At 74.8% G+C, this 18,190-nt stretch carries 18 protein-coding genes; 13 read left to right on the top strand and 5 right to left on the bottom strand.

From position 1 onward, the window contains the following. The first annotated feature begins 86 nt into the window (after positions 1-86). The 9 genes from WCD41_RS16840 to WCD41_RS16800 all read left to right on the top strand — a co-directional run bounded on the left by WCD41_RS16840 (position 87) and on the right by WCD41_RS16800 (position 11,329). Positions 87-1,004, top strand: a complete 918-nt coding sequence (locus WCD41_RS16840; protein WP_337714620.1) for a haloalkane dehalogenase — start codon at positions 87-89, stop codon at positions 1,002-1,004. Next, positions 997-1,626 carry a uracil phosphoribosyltransferase gene (upp, locus tag WCD41_RS16835; protein ID WP_337714619.1) on the top strand — a complete coding sequence of 210 codons (630 nt, stop codon included), beginning with the start codon at positions 997-999 and terminating at the stop codon, positions 1,624-1,626. The genes WCD41_RS16840 and upp overlap by 8 nt, the downstream gene beginning before the upstream one ends. A gap of 64 nt (positions 1,627-1,690) precedes the next feature. Beyond that, a complete protein-coding gene (locus WCD41_RS16830) occupies positions 1,691-2,794 on the top strand; it encodes a histone deacetylase-like amidohydrolase (RefSeq protein WP_337714618.1) in 1,104 nt (367 codons plus the stop codon). 68 nt (positions 2,795-2,862) lie between these two features. Next, complete coding sequence (gene metG, locus WCD41_RS16825) at positions 2,863-4,662, top strand: methionine--tRNA ligase (RefSeq protein WP_337714617.1); 1,800 nt, start codon at positions 2,863-2,865, stop codon at positions 4,660-4,662. Then, entirely contained in the window at positions 4,655-5,551 is an 897-nt protein-coding gene (locus tag WCD41_RS16820; RefSeq protein WP_337714616.1) for a TatD family hydrolase, read from the top strand. The genes metG and WCD41_RS16820 overlap by 8 nt, the downstream gene beginning before the upstream one ends. A gap of 311 nt (positions 5,552-5,862) precedes the next feature. Next, the gene (locus WCD41_RS16815) at positions 5,863-7,395 is read left to right on the top strand and encodes a resuscitation-promoting factor (protein ID WP_337714615.1); all 1,533 of its coding nucleotides are present in this window, start codon (positions 5,863-5,865) and stop codon (positions 7,393-7,395) included. Positions 7,396-7,438: 43 nt separating this feature from the next. After that, on the top strand, positions 7,439-8,353 hold the full coding sequence (rsmA, locus tag WCD41_RS16810) for a 16S rRNA (adenine(1518)-N(6)/adenine(1519)-N(6))-dimethyltransferase RsmA (protein WP_337714614.1): 915 nt from the start codon (positions 7,439-7,441) through the stop codon (positions 8,351-8,353). Between the two features lie 32 nt (positions 8,354-8,385). Then, positions 8,386-9,393, top strand: a complete 1,008-nt coding sequence (locus WCD41_RS16805; RefSeq protein ID WP_337714613.1) for a 4-(cytidine 5'-diphospho)-2-C-methyl-D-erythritol kinase — start codon at positions 8,386-8,388, stop codon at positions 9,391-9,393. 133 nt (positions 9,394-9,526) lie between these two features. Beyond that, positions 9,527-11,329, top strand: coding sequence for an ABC-F family ATP-binding cassette domain-containing protein (locus WCD41_RS16800; protein ID WP_337714612.1), 1,803 nt, complete (start codon positions 9,527-9,529; stop codon positions 11,327-11,329). Here WCD41_RS16800 and WCD41_RS16795 read toward each other — a convergent pair. Genes WCD41_RS16795 through WCD41_RS16785 form a run of 3 tightly spaced genes read right to left on the bottom strand, consistent with a single transcriptional unit; the run spans position 11,277 to position 13,185 of the window. Further along, positions 11,277-11,888 carry a hypothetical protein gene (locus tag WCD41_RS16795; protein ID WP_337714611.1) on the bottom strand — a complete coding sequence of 204 codons (612 nt, stop codon included), beginning with the start codon at positions 11,886-11,888 and terminating at the stop codon, positions 11,277-11,279. The genes WCD41_RS16800 and WCD41_RS16795 overlap by 53 nt on opposite strands. Further along, positions 11,888-12,436 (bottom strand): DUF6653 family protein, encoded by a 549-nt coding sequence (locus WCD41_RS16790; protein WP_337714610.1) that lies wholly within the window; start codon positions 12,434-12,436, stop codon positions 11,888-11,890. Before WCD41_RS16790 ends, WCD41_RS16795 begins: the two co-directional genes overlap by 1 nt. Continuing rightward, positions 12,433-13,185, bottom strand: coding sequence for a CPBP family intramembrane glutamic endopeptidase (locus tag WCD41_RS16785; RefSeq protein WP_337714609.1), 753 nt, complete (start codon positions 13,183-13,185; stop codon positions 12,433-12,435). The genes WCD41_RS16790 and WCD41_RS16785 overlap by 4 nt, the downstream gene beginning before the upstream one ends. A 110-nt stretch (positions 13,186-13,295) precedes the next feature. Between WCD41_RS16785 and WCD41_RS16780 the strand changes: the two genes are divergently transcribed. From WCD41_RS16780 to WCD41_RS16770, 3 genes are read left to right on the top strand one after another with little or no spacing between them, the layout of a single operon-like run. Continuing rightward, positions 13,296-13,658, top strand: coding sequence for an ANTAR domain-containing response regulator (locus WCD41_RS16780; protein ID WP_337714608.1), 363 nt, complete (start codon positions 13,296-13,298; stop codon positions 13,656-13,658). After that, on the top strand, positions 13,655-15,379 hold the full coding sequence (locus WCD41_RS16775; protein ID WP_337714607.1) for a sensor histidine kinase: 1,725 nt from the start codon (positions 13,655-13,657) through the stop codon (positions 15,377-15,379). The genes WCD41_RS16780 and WCD41_RS16775 overlap by 4 nt, the downstream gene beginning before the upstream one ends. Next, positions 15,370-16,014, top strand: coding sequence for a response regulator transcription factor (locus WCD41_RS16770; RefSeq protein ID WP_337714606.1), 645 nt, complete (start codon positions 15,370-15,372; stop codon positions 16,012-16,014). The genes WCD41_RS16775 and WCD41_RS16770 overlap by 10 nt, the downstream gene beginning before the upstream one ends. Here WCD41_RS16770 and pth read toward each other — a convergent pair. Together pth and WCD41_RS16760 are read right to left on the bottom strand one after the other, a co-directional pair. Continuing rightward, positions 16,011-16,601: an aminoacyl-tRNA hydrolase gene (gene pth / locus WCD41_RS16765; protein WP_337714605.1), complete on the bottom strand. Its 591-nt coding sequence runs from the start codon at positions 16,599-16,601 to the stop codon at positions 16,011-16,013. The two genes, WCD41_RS16770 and pth, sit on opposite strands and share 4 nt — an antisense overlap. A 10-nt stretch (positions 16,602-16,611) precedes the next feature. Next, a complete protein-coding gene (locus tag WCD41_RS16760) occupies positions 16,612-17,325 on the bottom strand; it encodes a 50S ribosomal protein L25/general stress protein Ctc (protein ID WP_337714604.1) in 714 nt (237 codons plus the stop codon). Positions 17,326-17,476: 151 nt separating this feature from the next. Here WCD41_RS16760 and WCD41_RS16755 point away from each other — a divergent pair, with 151 nt between their 5' ends. After that, positions 17,477-18,121: a class I SAM-dependent DNA methyltransferase gene (locus WCD41_RS16755; RefSeq protein ID WP_337714603.1), complete on the top strand. Its 645-nt coding sequence runs from the start codon at positions 17,477-17,479 to the stop codon at positions 18,119-18,121. Positions 18,122-18,190: the final 69 nt, after the last annotated feature.

Raw genomic sequence — 18,190 nt, 5'->3', positions numbered from 1 at the left:
TCCGCGAACCGGGGGACTGAGGGTGCGCGGCGCACCCTATGACGACGGCCGTGACCTGCCGGTACCGCCGTGCCACCCTGCCCCCCGTGGACCTGCTGCGCACGCCGGACGACCGTTTCGATGACCTCCCCGACTTCGCGCTCGCCCCGCGGTACGTCGAGGTGGACGACCCCGAGGGCGGGTCGGTCCGCGTCGCCACCTACACCGACGGCCCGCAGGACGCGCCGGCGGTGCTGCTGCTGCACGGCGAGCCGTCCTGGTCGTACCTGTACCGGCACGTCGTCGAGGCGCTGGTCGGCGCCGGGCTGCGGGCCGTCGCGATCGACATGGTCGGCTTCGGGCGCTCCGACAAGCCCGCGCGGATCGCCGACCACAGCTACGCCCGCCACGTCGCCTGGACGACCCAGGCCGTCGACGCGCTCGGGCTGCGCGACGCCGTGCTGGTCGGCCAGGACTGGGGCGGGCTGATCGGGCTGCGCCTCGTCGCCGCGGACCCCGACCGCTGGGCGGCGGTCGTCGCGGCCAACACCGGGCTCCCGACCGGCGACGTCGACATGCCCGCGGTGTGGTGGCAGTTCCGGGCCGCGGTGGAGAAGGCCGAGCAGCTCGACGTCGGGCGCCTCGTCGCCTCCGGCTGCGTGCGGGGCCTCGGCGCCCCGCAGCGCGCCGCGTACGACGCCCCGTTCCCCGACGAGACCTTCAAGGCCGGCCCGCGCGCGATGCCGCTGCTCGTCCCGACCCGGCCCGACGACCCGGAGAACGGGCCCAACCGCGCGGCGTGGGAGGCGCTCGGTCGCTTCGGGCGCCCGTTCCTCACCGCGTTCTCCGACTCCGACCCGATCACCGGCGCGATGGCCCCGGTCCTGCGGGCGCACGTGCCGGGCGCGGCCGGGCTCGATCACCCGGTGATCGCCGAGGCCGGTCACTTCCTCCAGGAGGACGCCGGGGGTGAGCTGGGCCGCGCCGTGGCCGACCTCGTCGCTAGCCTGCCGACCCATGGCTGATCCGCGCGTCGTCCGCCACCCGCTCGTCGACGTGCGGATGTCCACCCTGCGGTCGGTGGACACCGATCGCCCGACCTTCCGCGCGGCCGTGCGCGAGCTCACCGCGATGGTGGTCTACGAGGCGATGCGGGGGGCGGCGACGGCGCCCCTGGAGGTCCGCACGCCGGTGGCGACGACGACCGGCGCGGTGCTCGCGAACCCGCCGGTGCTCGTCCCGGTGCTGCGCGCCGGGCTGGGCATGGCCGAGGCGGCGCACGCCCAGGTGCCGGGGGCGGTCATGGGTTTCGTGGGCGTCGCCCGCGACGAGCAGACGCTGCAGCCCACCCCCTACATGGAGTCGCTGCCCGCGAGCCTCGCCGGCATCCCGGTGTTCGTGCTCGACCCGATGCTCGCCACCGGCGGCTCGATGGCCTACACGATCGATCTGCTCGCCGCGCGCGGCGCCGACGACGTCACCGCCGTCTGCCTGCTGGCCGCGCCCGAGGGCGTCGAGCACCTGGCCACGGCCCACCCGGGCGTCCCCGTGTACACGGCCGCCCTCGACGAGCGGCTCGACGAGCACGGCTACATCGTGCCGGGGCTCGGCGACGCCGGGGACCGCCAGTTCGGGGCGATGCCGTAGGGCGTCCGGGCACTGGGCAGAACGGCCCCTGGATCCCGACGCCGGTGTGCGCTGGGCTCGGACCATGACGACCGGTGCGCTGTGGCACGAGAAGTACATGTGGTGGGACACGCGGCACGCGAGCGTGTTCATCCCCTCGGGCGGCTGGCTGGAGCCCGACGAGCACGCGGAGAACCCGCGGACCAAGCGGCGGCTGAAGAACCTGCTCGACGCGACGGGGCTGTCGCAGCAGCTGCAGTGGCTCGCGCCGCGGGAGGCGACGGTCGACGAGCTCTTCCGGGTGCACGACCGCGACTACGTGGACCGGATGAAGGCGCTCTCCGACGACGGCGGGGGCGACGCGGGGGAGCTCACGCCGTTCGCGGGCGGCGGCTTCGAGATCGCCGCGCTGGCGGCGGGCGGCGTCATCGCCGCGGCGGAGGCCGTGCGCGACCGGGTCGTCGACAACGCCTACGCGATCACGCGCCCACCGGGACACCACGCCGAGCGGGACCGCGGCCGGGGGTTCTGCATGTTCGGCAACGTCGCGATCGCGGCGCGCCACCTGCAGGCGGCGGGCACCGGGCGGATCGCCGTCGTCGACTGGGACGTCCACCACGGCAACGGGACGCAGCAGGCGTTCTGGGACGACCCGTCGGTGCTGACGATCTCCCTGCACCAGGACGGCTACTACCCCCACGAGACCGGGTACGCCGACGAGCGCGGCGAGGGTGCCGGCCACGGGACCAACATCAACGTCCCGCTGCCGCCCGGCACCGGCACCGGCGGCTACGAGTACGCGTTCGACGAGGTCGTGGTGCCCGCGCTCGAGCGGTTCCGGCCCGAGTTCGTGTTCGTGGCGTCCGGTTTCGACTCCAGCGCCCTCGACCCGCTGGGCCGCCAGATGCTGCACAGCGAGGGCTACCGCCGGCTGACCCGCCGGATGCTCGACGTCGCCGCCGCCACGGCGGGCGGGCGCCTGCTCGGCGTCCACGAGGGCGGGTACTCCGCGGGCTACGTGCCGTTCTGCGGGCTGGCGGTGTTCGAGGAGCTCAGCGGCATCCGCACCGAGGCCGACGACCCGTTCCTCGACTTCCTCTCCGCGATGGCCGGGCAGGACCTCGCCCCGCACCAGAAGGACGTGGTGGACGGGCTGGTGCCCCTGGTGTCGGAGGTCCCGGCGCCCTGACCCCACGCCCTGACCTCGGGCCCTTGACCTCCCGGGAGACCGGTGGCGGCCGTGGGGAGAATGGGCACATGAGCATCCCCGTGCTGACCGCCGTGGCGTGGCCCTACGCCAACGGTCCTCGGCACATCGGCCACGTGTCCGGGTTCGGTGTGCCCTCCGACGTCTTCTCGCGCTACCAGCGGATGGTCGGCAACCGGGTGCTCATGGTGTCGGGCACCGACGAGCACGGCACGCCGATCCAGGTGCAGGCCGACGCCGAGGGCACGACGCCCCGCGAGCTCGTCGACCGGTACTCGCGGGTGATCCAGGACGACCTCGTCGGGCTCGGGCTGTCGTACGACCTGTTCACCCGCACCAGCACCGACAACCACCACCGCGTCACCCAGGACCTCTTCACGGCGCTGTGGAACAACGGCTACGTGCGCACCGAGAAGACCCTCGGCGCGATCAGCCCGTCCACGGGACGCACGCTGCCCGACCGCTACGTCGAGGGCACCTGCCCGATCTGCGGCTACCCGAGCGCGCGCGGCGACCAGTGCGACAACTGCGGCAACCAGCTCGACCCCGCCGACCTGATCAACCCGCACAGCCGCATCAACGGCGAGACGCCGCAGTTCGTCGAGACCGAGCACCTGCTGTTCGACCTGCCCGCGTTCTCGAAGTCGCTCGCCTCCTGGCTGGACACCCGGACGCACTGGCGGCCCAACGTCCTGAACTTCTCGAAGCGTCTCGCCGAGGACCTCAAGCCCCGCGCCATCAGCCGGGACCTCGACTGGGGTGTGCGCATCCCGCTCGAGGGCTGGCGGGACGCCCCGATGAAGCGCTTCTACGTCTGGTTCGACGCGGTGATCGGCTATCTGTCGGCGTCGGTGGAGTGGGCGGCGCGCACCGGCGACGCGGACGCCTGGAAGCAGTGGTGGTGCGACCCGGAGGCCCAGGCCTACTACTTCATGGGCAAGGACAACATCACCTTCCACTCGGTGATGTGGCCCGCGTTCCTGCTCGGCCAGAACGGGGAGGGCGACCGCGTCGGCGAGGTGGGGTCGTTCGGGCACCTCAACCTGCCCACCGAGGTCGTCAGCTCCGAGTTCCTGACGATGAGCGGGTCGAAGTTCTCCACCAGCCGCGGCACGGTCATCTACGTCGGCGACTTCCTGCGCGACTTCGGGCCGGACGCGCTGCGCTACTTCATCTCCGTCGCCGGCCCGGAGAACCAGGACACCGACTTCACCTGGGACGAGTTCGTGCGGCGCACGAACTTCGAGCTCGCCAACGAGTGGGGCAACCTCGTCAACCGCTCGGTGTCGATGGCGGCGAAGAACGTCGGCGCGGTGCCGGAGCCGTCCGCGCCCGACCCCGCCGACGAGGCGCTGCTCGCGCAGTCGCGCGCGGCGTTCGCGACCGTGGGCGACCACCTGGCCCGCTCGCGGTTCAAGCAGGCGATCGGCGAGGCGATGCGGGTGGTCGGGGAGGCCAACGCCTACCTCTCGCACCAGGAGCCGTGGAAGCGTAAGGACGACCCGGCGCGCCGAGACACGATCCTGCACACCGCGCTGCAGGTCGTGCAGGACGCGAACACCCTGCTGACGCCGTTCCTGCCGCACGCGGCGCAGAAGGTCCACGAGGCCCTCGGCGGCACCGGGGTGTGGGCCGAGCAGCCCCACCGCGAGGACGCCGGCACCTCCGGGGAGCTCGGCACGAGCCACTCGGTGCTCACCGGCGACTACGCCCACGAGCAGGCGCGCTGGGAGTCGACGCCGATCCCGGTGGGCCGGCCGCTGGCGCGCCCGACGCCGCTGTTCGCGAAGCTCGACCCGAGCCTCGGCGAGACCGGGCCGTCGTGGGCGCCGATCCAGACCGGTGAGTAAGGGCAGGTCCGACCGCAACGTGCCGCCCCCGGTACCCGAGCCGATCGGGACGGGGGTGGTGGACGCCCACACGCACCTCGACGCCTGCGGGGCGCGGGAGCCGGCGGTGCTCGCGCAGGTCCTCGACCGCGCCACGGCGGCCGGGGTCACGGCGATGGTCACCACCGCCGACGACCTCGGGTCCGCCCGCTGGGCGGCGTGGGCGGCCGACACCGACCCGCGGGTGTTCGCGGCGGTGGGTCTGCACCCGACACGCTCGAACGACCTCACCGACGACGCCCGGCGGGTCATCGAGGAGCTGACGGCCCTGCCGCGCGTCGTCGCGGTCGGCGAGTCCGGGATGGACGACTACTGGACCACCCGCCGCGCAGACTGCGCCCCGCTCGACGTCCAGCGCGAGGCCTTCGCCTGGCACATCGACCTCGCCAAGCGCACCGGGCTGCCGCTCGTGGTGCACGACCGCGAGGCGCACGACGCGATCCTCGACGTCCTGACGGCCGAGGGCGCTCCGCCCGTCACCGTCTTCCACTGCTTCTCCGGCGGTCCCGAGCTCGCCCGGCGCTGCGCCGACGAGGGCTGGTACGCGTCCCTGTCGGGCACCGCGACCTTCCGGAACGCGAACGCCGCCGAGCTGCGACGAGCGGCGGCCTGGATGCCCGCCGAGCTCGTCCTCGTCGAGACCGACGCCCCGTTCCTGACTCCGCACCCGTACCGCGGTCGGCCGAACGAGCCCTACGTCGTCCCCCACACGGTGCGAGACCTCGCGGAGCTGCGTGACGAGCCCGCGGAGCGGTTGGCCCGGATCAGCGGGGACAACGCCGGACGGGCCTTCCGGTTGGCCGAACAGCCTCAACCTTCACGCTCCGTCGCACGAGAGAGCACCGAGTAGCCACGTTCGTCGTGGGTGGCGTGCCGTTCGGCGCAACACGGTCGTGTCGGCTTGATGCTGGCGACACCCAACTCGTTACCGTGCTGTGACTCGCCGGGATGGAACCACCCCCGAGGCCCGCGTGACGACGGACTTCCCCAGGTCCGGAAGCACAGGGAGGACGCCACGAGGTCGTGACGGACTCCCAGGGCGCGGTTCCTGCCCGGATGTACGACAGAAGTGGACTCCCCTGTGCGCTCCCTGCTCGCCCTGAGGGCCCTCGTGCTCCCGGCGCTTCCTGTGGTTGCTGCGCTCCCCGCCGGAGCCGGACGATGAGCGCGGACACCGCCACCAGCCGCGGCCGCGCCGGCTACGCCGACACCGGCGAGACCGACACCGCCGGCCTCCCGGTCGTCCCGCACGACGGCTACGGCTACGGCTACGGGCAGGAGTACGCCACCGAGTACGCGTCGGACTACGGCTACGACGCCGCCCACGAGTTCGGCTACGACACCGCCTACGGCGCGCGCGGCGTCGACGACCGGGCCCCGTCCTGGTTCGACGACATCACCGGCCCGCTGCCCACGCAGACCGCGAACGGCGCGAGCGGCCCCATCGCCCTCACCGACCTCGACGAGTGGAACGACCTCGAGTCGTTCACCGGCGAGCAGGACCTGGTGGAGGACGCGGACCCGCACGGTGACCTCACCGCCGCCGCGCCGGCCGGGCTCACCGCGTTCGACGACCCGGAGCGCCTGGCGCCCGACACCAAGCGGCGCTCGAACGCCGTCAAGGGCGGCGTCGCCGTGGCCCTGCTCGCGGTCGCCGCGGGCGGCAGCACCGCGGTCGCGCTGGACAAGGAGGTGACGGTCACGGTCGACGGTGTCGACCAGGTCGTCCACACCTTCTCCGGCGACGTCGCGGGCGCCCTCGACAGCGGCGACATCGAGATCGGCCCGGGCGACCAGCTCGCCCCCGGCCCGAACGCCGACGTCCACGACGGCGACCACCTCGTCATCAACCGCTCGCGCGACATCGCGCTGATGGTCGACGGCCGCCCCCAGACGTTCCAGACGACGGCGCGCACCGTGTCGGACGCGCTGGCCCAGCTCGGCCTGCCGATCGACGGTCTCGCCAGCTCGGCGCCGATGAACGCCAACATCCCGGTCAACGGGATGAACCTGGACGTCCGCACCCCGAAGACGGTCACGATCGTCGACGGCGGCGCCGCGCCCCGCCAGGTCACGACGACCGCCCTCACCGGCCCGGAGCTGCTCGCGCAGAACGGCCTGGCGGCCCTCAGCCCGACCGACGTGCTCGCGGGCGGCGACGGCCTCACCAACGGCTCGACGGTCACCGTCACCCGCAACACGGTGAACCAGGTCACCGAGACCCGTCCGGTCGCGCCACCGATGCGCACCGTCGACGACCCGGACCTCGAGCAGGGCGAGACCCGCGTCGAGGAGCCCGGCCAGGCCGGCGAGGAGATCGTCACCTGGACGGTCAACGCCACCAACGGCGCGGAGACCGGCCGCACGCAGGTCGGTGAGTCGCAGGTGACGCGCCAGCCGGTCGGCGGCGTGATCCACCGCGGCACCAAGCCGAAGAACGAGGCGCCCTCGGTCGGGCGCGGCAAGTGGGACCGCATCGCCCAGTGCGAGGCGACCGGCGACTGGTCGATCAACACGGGCAACGGCTACTACGGCGGCCTGCAGTTCGACCGCTCGACCTGGCGCGCCTACGGCGGCGGCCAGTACGCCTCGCTGCCGCACCAGGCCACGCGCGAGGAGCAGATCGCCGTCGCCGAGCGCGTCCGTGACGACCGCGGCGGCTACGGCGCCTGGCCGGTCTGCGGCCGCAAGTAGTCCCCGCCGGAGCGTCGCCACCCCGACGGGCAGAATCGCCGGGGTGAGCGCTCCCGCACCGGTCCGCCTGCTCGGGCCCGCCGACGTGCGGGCGCTCGCGGCGGAGCTGGGTCTGCGCCCGACGAAGCGCCTGGGACAGAACTTCGTCCACGACGCCAACACCGTGCGCCGCATCGTCCGCCTCGCGGGGGTGGGTCCGGACGACGTGGTGCTCGAGGTCGGTCCCGGGCTCGGCTCGCTGACGCTGCCCCTGCTGGAGGCGGCGGCGGGTGTCGTCGCCGTCGAGATCGACCCCGTGCTGGCCGACCGGCTCCCGGCCACGGCGGCCGAGCGCGCCCCGGGGCGCGACCTGCGGATCGTCACGGCGGACGCCCTGCGGCTCGCGGCGCGGGACGTGCGACCGGGCGACCTGCCGCGCGCCCCCGACGTCCTCGTCGCCAACCTGCCCTACAACGTGGCCGTGCCCGTGGTGCTGCACCTGCTCGCGGTGCTGCCGGACCTGCAGCGGGGGCTGGTGATGGTGCAGGCCGAGGTCGCCGACCGCCTGGCCGCCCGCCCCGGCGAGAAGGCCTACGGCGCCCCGTCGGTGAAGCTCGCCTGGTACGCCGACGCGCGGCGGGCCGGGCCGGTGCCGCGCGCGGTGTTCTGGCCGGTGCCCGGCGTCGACTCGGGGCTGGTGGCGTTCACCCGCCACACCCCGCCCGCAGCGGCGCCCGACGTGGACCGGGCCGAGGTGTTCGCCGTCGTCGACGCCGCGTTCGCGCAGCGGCGCAAGTCGCTGCGGGCGGCGCTGGCCGGCTGGGCCGGCTCGCCACCGGCCGCGGAGGCCGTCCTGCGCGCGGCCGGGGTCGATCCGGGTGCCCGCGGGGAGGCGCTCGACGTGGCGGCGTTCACGGCGATCGCGCGCGCCCGCCACCGGCCCGCGACGGGTGTGGCGCCGGACGCCGTGACGCCCTGAGCGCGAACGGAGGCGGTCCGTACCCTGGACAGGTGCTCTCCGCCGTCGGACCGCCGGTCACCGTCCGCGTCCCGGCCAAGATCAATCTCCACCTGGCCGTGGGCGATCTGCGTCCCGACGGCTACCACGACCTCGTCACCGTCTTCCAGGCGCTGAGCATCGTCGACGAGGTCAGCGTGACCCGGGCGGTGGCGGGCGCGATCGAGCCCGGGGTGGTGGTCTCCGCGGTCGACGGCGTCGACGTCTCCGAGGTCCCCGACGACGCCAGCAACCTCGCCTGGCGTGCCGTCGAGGCGCTGGCCCGGCGCGCCGACCGCAAGCCCGACGTCCGGATCGGGCTGCGCAAGGCCATCCCGGTGGCCGGGGGCATGGCGGGCGGCAGCGCCGACGCCGCCGGTGCGCTGCTGGCCGCCGCGGGCCTCTGGCGCCTCGAGATGGGCCGCGACGAGCTCATGGAGGTGGCCGCCGAGGTCGGCTCCGACGTCGCGTTCGCGCTGCACGGCGGCACCGCGCTCGGCACCGGCCGCGGCGAGCGGCTGGTGTCCGTGCTGTCGCGGCACACGTTCCACTGGGTGGTGGCGGTCGCCGACCACGGCCTGTCGACCCCGACGGTGTTCGGCGAGCTCGACCGCCTGCGCGCCCGGCCCGAGGCGCCGCGCCGGGTCGGGGACGTCGAGCCCGTGCTCGAGGCGCTCGCGTCCGGCGAGGCCCGCTCGCTCGCGCTGCTGCTCGGTAACGACCTGCAGGCGGCGGCGGTGAGCCTCGACCCGGGGCTGCGCCGCACGCTGCGCGCCGGGGTCGACGCGGGCGCGCTCGCCGGCGTCGTGTCCGGCTCCGGGCCGACCTGCGTGTTCCTCTGCGACGGCGCGGACGCCGCGGTCCGCGTGGCCGCCGAGCTCGCCGGCGCCGGGGTGTGCCGCACCGTGCGCGTCGCCCACGGCCCCGTGCCCGGCGCCCGGGTGGTCGACGGCGACGGACCCCCCGGCCCGCCCGGCCCACCCCCACCCCGCCCCGACCCGGGCCCCGGCGCCTACGCCTGACGCCCGCCCCCTCGCGCTCGCCCCCTCGCTCGCCCCCTCGCTCGCCCCCATGCGCAGCGAACGTGCTGTTCGCTGCTTCTATGCGCGCGAAGTCCGCGTTCGCGCTCCCTGGAGAGACCGGAGAAAGAGCACCGTGCCCAACCTCGTCAACCTGGAGTCGGTGTCGATCGGCTTCGGCGGCCCCAAGCCGGTCCTCGACGGCGTCTCGCTCGGCGTCGACACCGGCGACCGGATCGGTGTCGTGGGCCGCAACGGCGGTGGGAAGTCGACGCTGATCTCGGTGCTCGCGGGGGCGCTGACCCCGGACGGCGGGCGGGTGAGCCCGGTACGGGGCCTGCGGATGGCGCTGGTGTCCCAGCAGACGCAGCTGTCCGGCAGCACCGTGCGCGAGGCCGTGCTGGGGGGCGCCGTGCCCGACCACGAGTGGGCCGCCGACCCGCGCAGCCGCGCCGTCGTCGAGGGTCTGCGCCCGGGCGGCGACCGGGGGCTCGACACGTCGGTCGAGGGCCTGTCCGGCGGCGAGCGCCAGCGGATCGCGCTGTGCGCCGCCCTGGTCCGCGACCTCGACCTGCTCGTCCTCGACGAGCCCACCAACCACCTCGACGTCGAGGGTGTCGGCTGGCTCGCCGAGCACCTGATCGCCCGCCGGACCGCGCTCGTCGTCGTCACCCACGACCGCTGGTTCCTCGACACCGTCGCCTCGCGCACGTGGGAGGTCGTCGACGGCCACGTCGAGCAGTACGAGGGCGGGTACGGCGACTGGATCTTCGCGCGGGCGGAGCGGGCACGCCTCGCCGACGCCGCCGAGCAGCGCCGGCGCAACCTCGCCCGCAAGGAGCTCGCGTGGCTGCGGCGCGGCCCGCAGGCGCGCACCTCCAAGCCCCGCTACCGCGTCGAGGCGGCCGAGGCGCTGATCGCCGACGTGCCCGAGCCCCGCGACACCGTCGAGCTCGTCACGATGGCCAAGCACCGTCTCGGGCGCACGGTCGTCGAGCTGGAGGACGCGACGCTGACCGTCGGCGGCCGAGAAGGTGGAGAACAGAGAACGCTCGTCAACCGCCAGACCTGGCGCATCGGGCCGGGCGACCGCATCGGCATCGTCGGCGTCAACGGCTCGGGCAAGACGACGCTGCTGCGCGCGGTCGCCGGGGAGCGTCCCCTCGACGGCGGGAAGCGCGTGCAGGGCACGACGGTCCGCCTCGCGCACCTCTCGCAGGACCTCTCGGACCTGCCGCTGCACCGCCGCGTGCTGCAGGCCGTCGAGGACATCGCCGAGCGCGTGACGATCGGGCGCTACGAGCAGACGGCCTCGCAGCTCGCGGAGCGTTTCGGCTTCCCGGCCTCGCGGCAGTGGACGCCGGTCTCCGAGCTCTCCGGCGGTGAGCGGCGGCGCCTGCAGCTCGTGCGCCTGCTCATGACCGAGCCGAACGTCCTGCTGCTCGACGAGCCCACCAACGACCTCGACGTCGACACCCTCCAGCAGCTCGAGGACCTCCTCGACGGCTGGCCGGGCACGCTCGTCGTCGTCAGCCACGACCGCTACCTGACCGAGCGCGTCTGCGACCGCGCCGTCGCGCTCTTCGGCGACGGGAAGATCACCGACCTGCCGGGCGGCATCGAGGAGTACCTGCGCCGCCGCGCGGCCCTGCCCGAGTCGACCGAAGGGCACCTTCGCTCGGGTAGATCGAGCGAAGGTGCCCTTCGGTCGGAACCGGGCGGGCGCTCCGAGGCGGAGCGGCGCGCCGCGCGCAAGGAGGTCGCGCGCATCGAGCGGCGCCTCGAGAAGATCGCGACGGAGGAGACGAGGCTGCACGAGAAGCTCGCCGCCGCGGCCACCGAGCCCGACCGGCTCCTGGCGCTCGACGCCGAGCTCCGCGCGCTGCTCACCGAGCGCGAGCAGCTGGAGGAGGCGTGGCTGGAGAACGCGGTCGACTGAGCCGCCACCCCAGCACGGCCACCGTCAGCCCGAGCGGGCAGGCGAACCCGGCCGCCCCCGCGCCCAGCGAGAGCACGCCGCTGACCACGAACGCCACGCCCACCGCCCGCGGGTGTACCCGGGCGCGCAGCAGCGCCGTCCCGTAGAGCGCCCAGCCCAGGCCGAAGAGCACGTAGCCGGCGAGCGCGCCGACGACCAGCAGCGCCGAGCGGTCGGTCGCGAACACCCCGGGCGCCACGGCGGCGAGCCACGGCGCGGCGAAGCCGTCGAACCACATGTTGCCGCCGAACTGCGAGGTCCCGACGAGGGCGACGACCGTCGCCACCGCGCCGAGGGACCCGAGGGCCCGGGCGTCGCGCAGGTAGACCGCCACCGGCGCGACGGCGAGCACCGCGAACGCCACCGCGAAACCGGCGTTGGCGAGGATCGTCAGCGGGTCGCCGGCGATGTCGGCGACGTCCCGGCCGGCGACCAGCCGGCCGAGGTCGGTGAGCACGAGCAGCGCACCGGCGAGGATCGCGATCGGGCCGGCGAGGCGGGCGAGCAGGAGGTCGTCCATCAGTACTCCCAGGCTGCGTAGTGGGGATCGCGGGTCTTCATGTCCTCGAAGAGCAGCACGGTGCGATCGAGGTACCAGGCCTTGGCGCACTGGCAGAAGAGCACGCCGGTGACGGCGAGCAGCAGGTCGAGCCGGACCAGGCCGACGACGAGCGCGGCGAGCGCGACCACCTGCAGCGACGACGTCACCACCGGCACCCGCGACCCCGCGAACTGTTCCGGAATGGCTCCCTTCTCCGCTCCCTTCTCCGACACGATCCGCTCGCCGAACACCGCCTTCGACGCCCAGTGCCGCGTCGAGCGCGGGGGCGCGAACAGCAGCGGGTTGACCACCGTGAACACCACGACGACCGCGGCGGCGAGCAGCGCCCACCAGCCGATCCACACGCGGCTCCAGGCGGCGAGGGCGAGCAGCGGCAGCACGGCGAAGCGGGTCCAGACGCTCCAGGGGTTGGCGTGGCGCATCCAGCGGTCGCCGGAGAGGCCGAAGAGGCGAGCGACGCGGCCCTCGGTGGTGGTCGCGGTGGTCCCGGTGGTCTCGGCGCTCATCGCAGCACCCCCGTCCGGGCACGGGACAGGTCCGTCGTCGCGGCCGTCGGCGCGCGGCCGAGCCAGGCCTTGAGGTCGACGACGACGAGGACGACCGCGAGGGCCAGCCAGAGGGTGAAGTACAGGACGGTGTCGTCCTGGATCGCGCCCTCGACAGCGTGGGCCACGACGACCAGCAGGACGCTGCCGCCGGTGTGGTCGAACAGCCACGAGTACCAGAACGTGACGCCCACCGTCCCGACGATCATGCCGATGAGCGTGGTCGCGCGGTCGCCCTCGGCGAGGAGCACGAGCGGGAGGTGCCAGACGGTGATCAGCACGGCGAGGATCGCGGTCGCGGCGAGCGGCGAGAGCCGCGCCTGCATCCCGGGCAGCGCGAACCCGCGCCAGCCGGGCTCCTCGCCGAGCGCCCCGTCCGTCGGGTCCACGAGGCGGAGCAGGAACACGAGCAGGACGTCGCCCCAGGAGGCGACCAGGAGCGGGGACGGGTCGCCGAGCACGGCCGCGAGCACGTGCACGGCGAGCGGCACCGCGATCGCGAGCGCCCAGCACCACCAGGGGACGCGCCAGCGCACGAGCCGCCTCCCGAGCTCGCGCAGGCCCGCGACGCCCTGCGTGACCGGGACGACCACCAGGGCCGCGACGAGCGGTGCGAACGCCCCGAAGGACCCGAACGGCAGGAAGGCCCACGCGATCACGTAGGTCAGGGCGAAGAACGTGACGAGGGGATGGCGGCGGATGAGCGTCATGCCCCGGAAGCGTCCGCGCGGCGCCGGGACCCGACCAGCAGGACATCCCTCGCGGGCGGCAGGGTTGTCCCCGTAGTGGCGCGGCTCGCCCCGGTGCGAGCGTCCGGAGCGTGACCGACCGCGTGCTGATCGTCGACGACCATGCGTCGTTCCGCTCGCTCGCCCGCCGCCTGCTCGTCGCGGACGGCTTCGACGTCGTCGGCGAGGCGGGCGACGCCGCCGACGCGTTCGACGCCGTCCGGTCGCTCGCGCCCGACGTCGTGCTGCTGGACATCCGGCTCCCGGACCTCGACGGTTTCGGTGTGGCCGAGGTGCTGGCGGGCGACGAGGCGGCTCCCGTCGTCGTGCTCGTGTCCAGCCGTGCCCGCGACGACTACGGCCCGCGCGTCGACTCCAGCCCGGCACGCGGGTTCATCGCGAAGGACGACCTGTCGGGGGACGCGCTGCGGCGGGTCCTGGGGGACCGGCCGTGACGACGCGCCTGGTGCCGGTCGCGGCCGTCCTCGCGGGCGCCGCTGCGTCGGTCGCCCTGGTCCGTGGCGGCTACACGGTCCCGGCCGAGCTGGTCGCCCCGACGCTCGTGCTCTCCCTGGCGGTGGCCTGGTCGTTCGTCGGCGTCGGCCTCGTCGCGCGGCGCCGCCGCCCCGACAGCCGCACGGGCCTGCTCATGGTGGTGTTCGGGTTCGCCTGGCTCGCGCGGTTCGTCGTCGCCGTCGACACGACCCCGGCGTTCGTCGTCGGCGTGCTCCTCGGCTCGGTGGCGCTCAGCGTGTTCGTGCAGCTGCTCGTCACCTTCCCGACGGGGCGGACCGAGAGCGCAGGCCAGCGCGTCCTCGTCGGGATCGGCTGGCTGCTCTCGGTGCCGCTGGACGCGGTCTTCCTGGCGATCGGGGCACGCCGCGGGCGGGGTGACGGCCCGCCGCCCAACGGCCTGGTGATCACGCCCTCGGGCGGCGAGTTCCGCCCGGACGTCGTCGACCTCGCCGTGCAGGCCGTGGTCGTCGTGCTGCTCGTGTCCGTGCTCGTGTCCGTGTGGACGCGGTGGCGCGCCGCGGGGGCCGCGGCGCGGCGCGCGCTGACGCCGGGGCTGGTCGGCGGCACGGTCGTCGTCGCCACCCTGCTGGTCGAGCGCACCGCGATCCTGCTGCTCCTGCCCCCGTCGGCCGGGGTGTGGCTGGCGTGGTCCGCGCAGGTGGTCCTCGTCGTCTGGCCCGCGGCCCTGCTGCTGGGGCTGCTGCGCAGCAGGCTCGACCGCTCCGGGATCGGGCGGCTCGTCGTCGAGCTCGGCGGGGGTCCGGCGGTGCCCGAGCGCCTGCGCTCGGTGGTCGCGCGGACGCTGCACGACCCGTCGGTCGAGCTGGTCCACCGCCGCCCGGGCACGGACGAGTTCGTCGACGCGGCGGGGGAGCGCGTCGAGGTGGGCGGGCGGGCCGTCACGTTCCTCGAGCGCGAGGGCGAGCCGATCGCGGCGCTGCTGCACGACCCCGCGCTGACCGCCGAGCCGGACCTCGTCGAGGCGGTCGCCGCGGGCGCCGGCCTCGCGCTGGAGAACGAGCGCCTGCACGCCGAGGTCCGCCACCAGCTGCGGGAGGTCCGCGCGTCGCGGGCCCGGCTCGTCGAGGCCGCCGACGGTGCCCGGCGCCGGGTGGAGCGCGACCTGCACGACGGCGCGCAGCAGCGTCTCGTCGCGGTGGGGCTGGCGCTGAGGCTGGCGCGCGGCCGGTCGTCGGGGGAGGTCGACGCCCTGCTCGCCGAGGCGTCCGACGAGCTGACGGCCGCGCTCGCCGAGCTCCGCGAGCTCGCCCGCGGCATCTACCCGCCGCTGCTGACCGACGGCGGCCTGGGCCCGGCGCTGCTCTCGCTCGCGGAGCGCGCGCCCCTGCCGGTCGTGCTCGCCGCCGTGCCGCCGGAGCGCCCGCCGGAGACGGTGGAGCGGACCTGCTACTTCGTCGTCTCCGAGGCCCTGACCAACGCGGCGAAGCATGCGGCGGCGGCGAAGGTCGAGGTCAGCGTCGTGCCGGACGGGGTCGGGCTGCGGGTCGAGGTGGTCGACGACGGCGTCGGCGGCGCGGACGCGGACGGTTCGGGGCTGCGGGGGCTCGCCGACCGGGTCGCCGCGCTGGGTGGCCGGCTGGAGGTGTCGAGCCCGAGCGGGCGCGGGACGCGGGTGACGGCGAGCGTGCCGTGCGGGTGATCGTGGCCGACGACGCGGCGCTCTTCCGTGGGGGCGTCGCGCGCCTGATCGCCGAGCAGGGCATGGAGGTGATCGCGGAGGTCGGCGACGCCGAGGCCCTGCTGGCAGCGGTGCGCGCCGACCCGCCGGACGCCGTCGTCGTCGACATCCGGATGCCGCCGACGCACACCACCGAGGGCCTCGACGCGGCCCGCACCCTCGCGTCCGAGCACCCCGGGATCGGGGTGCTGGTGCTCTCGGCGCACGTGGAGCCGCACTACGCGCTGGCCCTCGTGGAGTCCGACAGCGGTGGAGCGGGGTACCTGCTCAAGGAGCGCGTCGCCGACGTCGAGGAGCTCACCGACGCCCTGCGTCGCGTGGCCGCGGGCGGGGTCGTCGTCGACCCGTCGGTGGTGGCCCAGCTCGTCGGCCGGCGCCGCGTCCGCGATCCGCTCGAGGCGCTGTCGGAGCGCGAGCGCGACGTCCTGGCGGTGATGGCCGAGGGCCGCTCCAACCACGGGATCGGCGAGCGCCTGCACCTGTCGGAGAAGACGGTGGAGGCCTACGCGCGCTCGGCGTTCGTCAAGCTCGGCCTGCACGCGGCGCCCGACGACAACCGCCGTGTCCTCGCGGTGCTCGCGTACCTGCGGAGCTAATGGATGCGGTTCTGGGCCGGTTCGAGGCCCTCGGTGGCCAGCGCCTCGACGGCGTCCGCAGCCAGCTCGACCGACACGTCGAGCTCCTTGCGCTCGGCCGCCGACCAGCGCTTGAGCACGTAGTCGGCGGGGTCCTGGCGTCCCGGCGGGCGGCCGATGCCGAAGCGCACGCGCAGGTAGTCCTTGGTGGCCAGCGACTTCGAGATGGAGCGCAGGCCGTTGTGGCCGCCCTCGCCGCCGCCGCGCTTGAGGCGCACGACGCCGAACTCGAGGTCGAGGTCGTCGTGGACGACGATCACGTCGGTCGGGTCGACCGAGAAGAAGCGGGCGGCGCCGGCGACCGGGCCGCCCGAGAGGTTCATGTAGCCGCGGGGCTTGGCGAGCACCGCGCGGCGGCCGGCGAGCCGGCCCTCGGCCACGTCCGCGCCGGAGCGCTTGTGCGGCGAGAACCGGGCACCGAGGCGCCCGGCGAGGACGTCGGCGACGACGAACCCGACGTTGTGCCGGGTGCCCTCGTAGTCCGGGCCCGGGTTGCCCAGCCCGACGACCAGCAGGGGGCCGTCGGGCCGGGCAGCGGGGGAGCTCACGGGCTGCCGGTCAGCTCTCGTCGGAGGACTCGGACGTCCCCGAGTCGCCGCCCTCGGCGGGCTGGTCGCCGTCGGCGGCCTCGGACGACTCGCCGGTCTCGTCGGCCTCGGCCTCGGAGACGTCCTCCTCGACACCCGCGCCCTCGGTGTCGATCTCCTCCTCCATGGCCTCCTCGGTGGGGGCCTCGGTGACGTTGACGACGAGGAGCTCGGGGTCCGAGATCAGCTCGGCGCCGTCGGGGAGGCGGATCTCGCCGGCGAGGAACTGGGTGCCGATCTCGGCGTCCTCGATGACGACCGTGATCTCCTCGGGGATGTTGGTCGCGTCGGCCTCGACGGTCAGCGTGTCCTCGTTCTGGAAGACCAGGGTGCCCGACGCGGCCTCGCCCATGATCACGACGCGGACGTCGACCTGGACCTTCTCGCCGCGACGGACGAGCACGAGGTCGACGTGCTCGAAGAAGCCCTTGATCGGGTCGCGCACGATGCTCTTGGCCAGCGCCATCGGCGCCTGTCCGCCCAGGCCGGTGATGGTGAGCAGGGCGTTGCGCCCGTTCTCGCGGAGCACCGCGGCGAACTCGACGGTGTTGAAGGCCAGGTGCACGGGGTCGGTGCCGTGCCCGTACAGCACGCCGGGGACCTTGCCGGCGCGACGCACGCGACGCGCGGCGCCCTTGCCGAACTCGGTGCGGGTCTCCGCGGCGATGCGGATCTCGTCGGCCATGGTGCGTTCTCCTGCGGTGTCGTCTACGGGTCGGCGCGCCGCGCGCGGCCACGACCCGGAGCACCGGACGGCCGCACCGCGTCGATCACGGCCGGCCCGTGCGGACCGACCCTCGCCGAAGTGCGCCGCCCACGATACCTACGGTGTGTCCGTGCCTTCCGACCGGGCGTCGACGCGCGCCGGCTACGACGCGATCGCGGAGGCCTACGCCGAGCACTTCCGCGACGAGCTGGCGGGGTCGGCGCTCGACCGGGCGGTGCTCGGGGCGTTCGCGGAGCTCGTCGAGGGTGCCGGCGGGGAGGTGCTCGAGGCCGGCAGCGGGCCCGGTGGGGTGGCCGCGTACCTGCACGCGCTCGGCGTCCCGGTGCGCGGTGTGGACCTCTCGCCGGCGATGGTGGCGCTGGCCCGCCGGGAGCACCCGGGCATCCGGTTCGACGTCGGCGACATGGCGGCCCTCGACGTCCCCGACGGCTCGCTCGGCGGCCTGCTCGCGTGGTACTCGCTGATCCACGTCCCCGCGCCCGAGCTGCCCGCGGTCCTCGGCGAGTTCCGGCGCGTGCTGCGGCCCGGCGGGCACCTGCTCGTCGCCTTCCAGGTCGGCGACGACGTCTCGCACCAGGACGAGGCGTTCGGGCACCCCGTCTCCCTGGACTTCCGCCGCCTGCAGCCCGACGCCGTCGCGGCGCTCCTCGAGGCGGCGGGGTTCGACGTCACCGCCCGGGTGGTCCGCACCGCGGAACAGGCGTCCCGGGCGCGGGCGCTGCCCCAGGCCTCGATGCTGGCCCGCCGCCCCTGACGCGGGCGCGACCGCGCCGGAGATCAGCAGGCGGAAAGGCACCTCGCGAGGCCCTCGGAAGGTGCGTTT

The organism is Actinomycetospora aeridis, from assembly GCF_037400275.1.
GTDB classification, from domain to species: domain Bacteria; phylum Actinomycetota; class Actinomycetes; order Mycobacteriales; family Pseudonocardiaceae; genus Actinomycetospora; species Actinomycetospora aeridis.
This window is presented reverse-complemented; position numbering and strand designations above follow the sequence as displayed.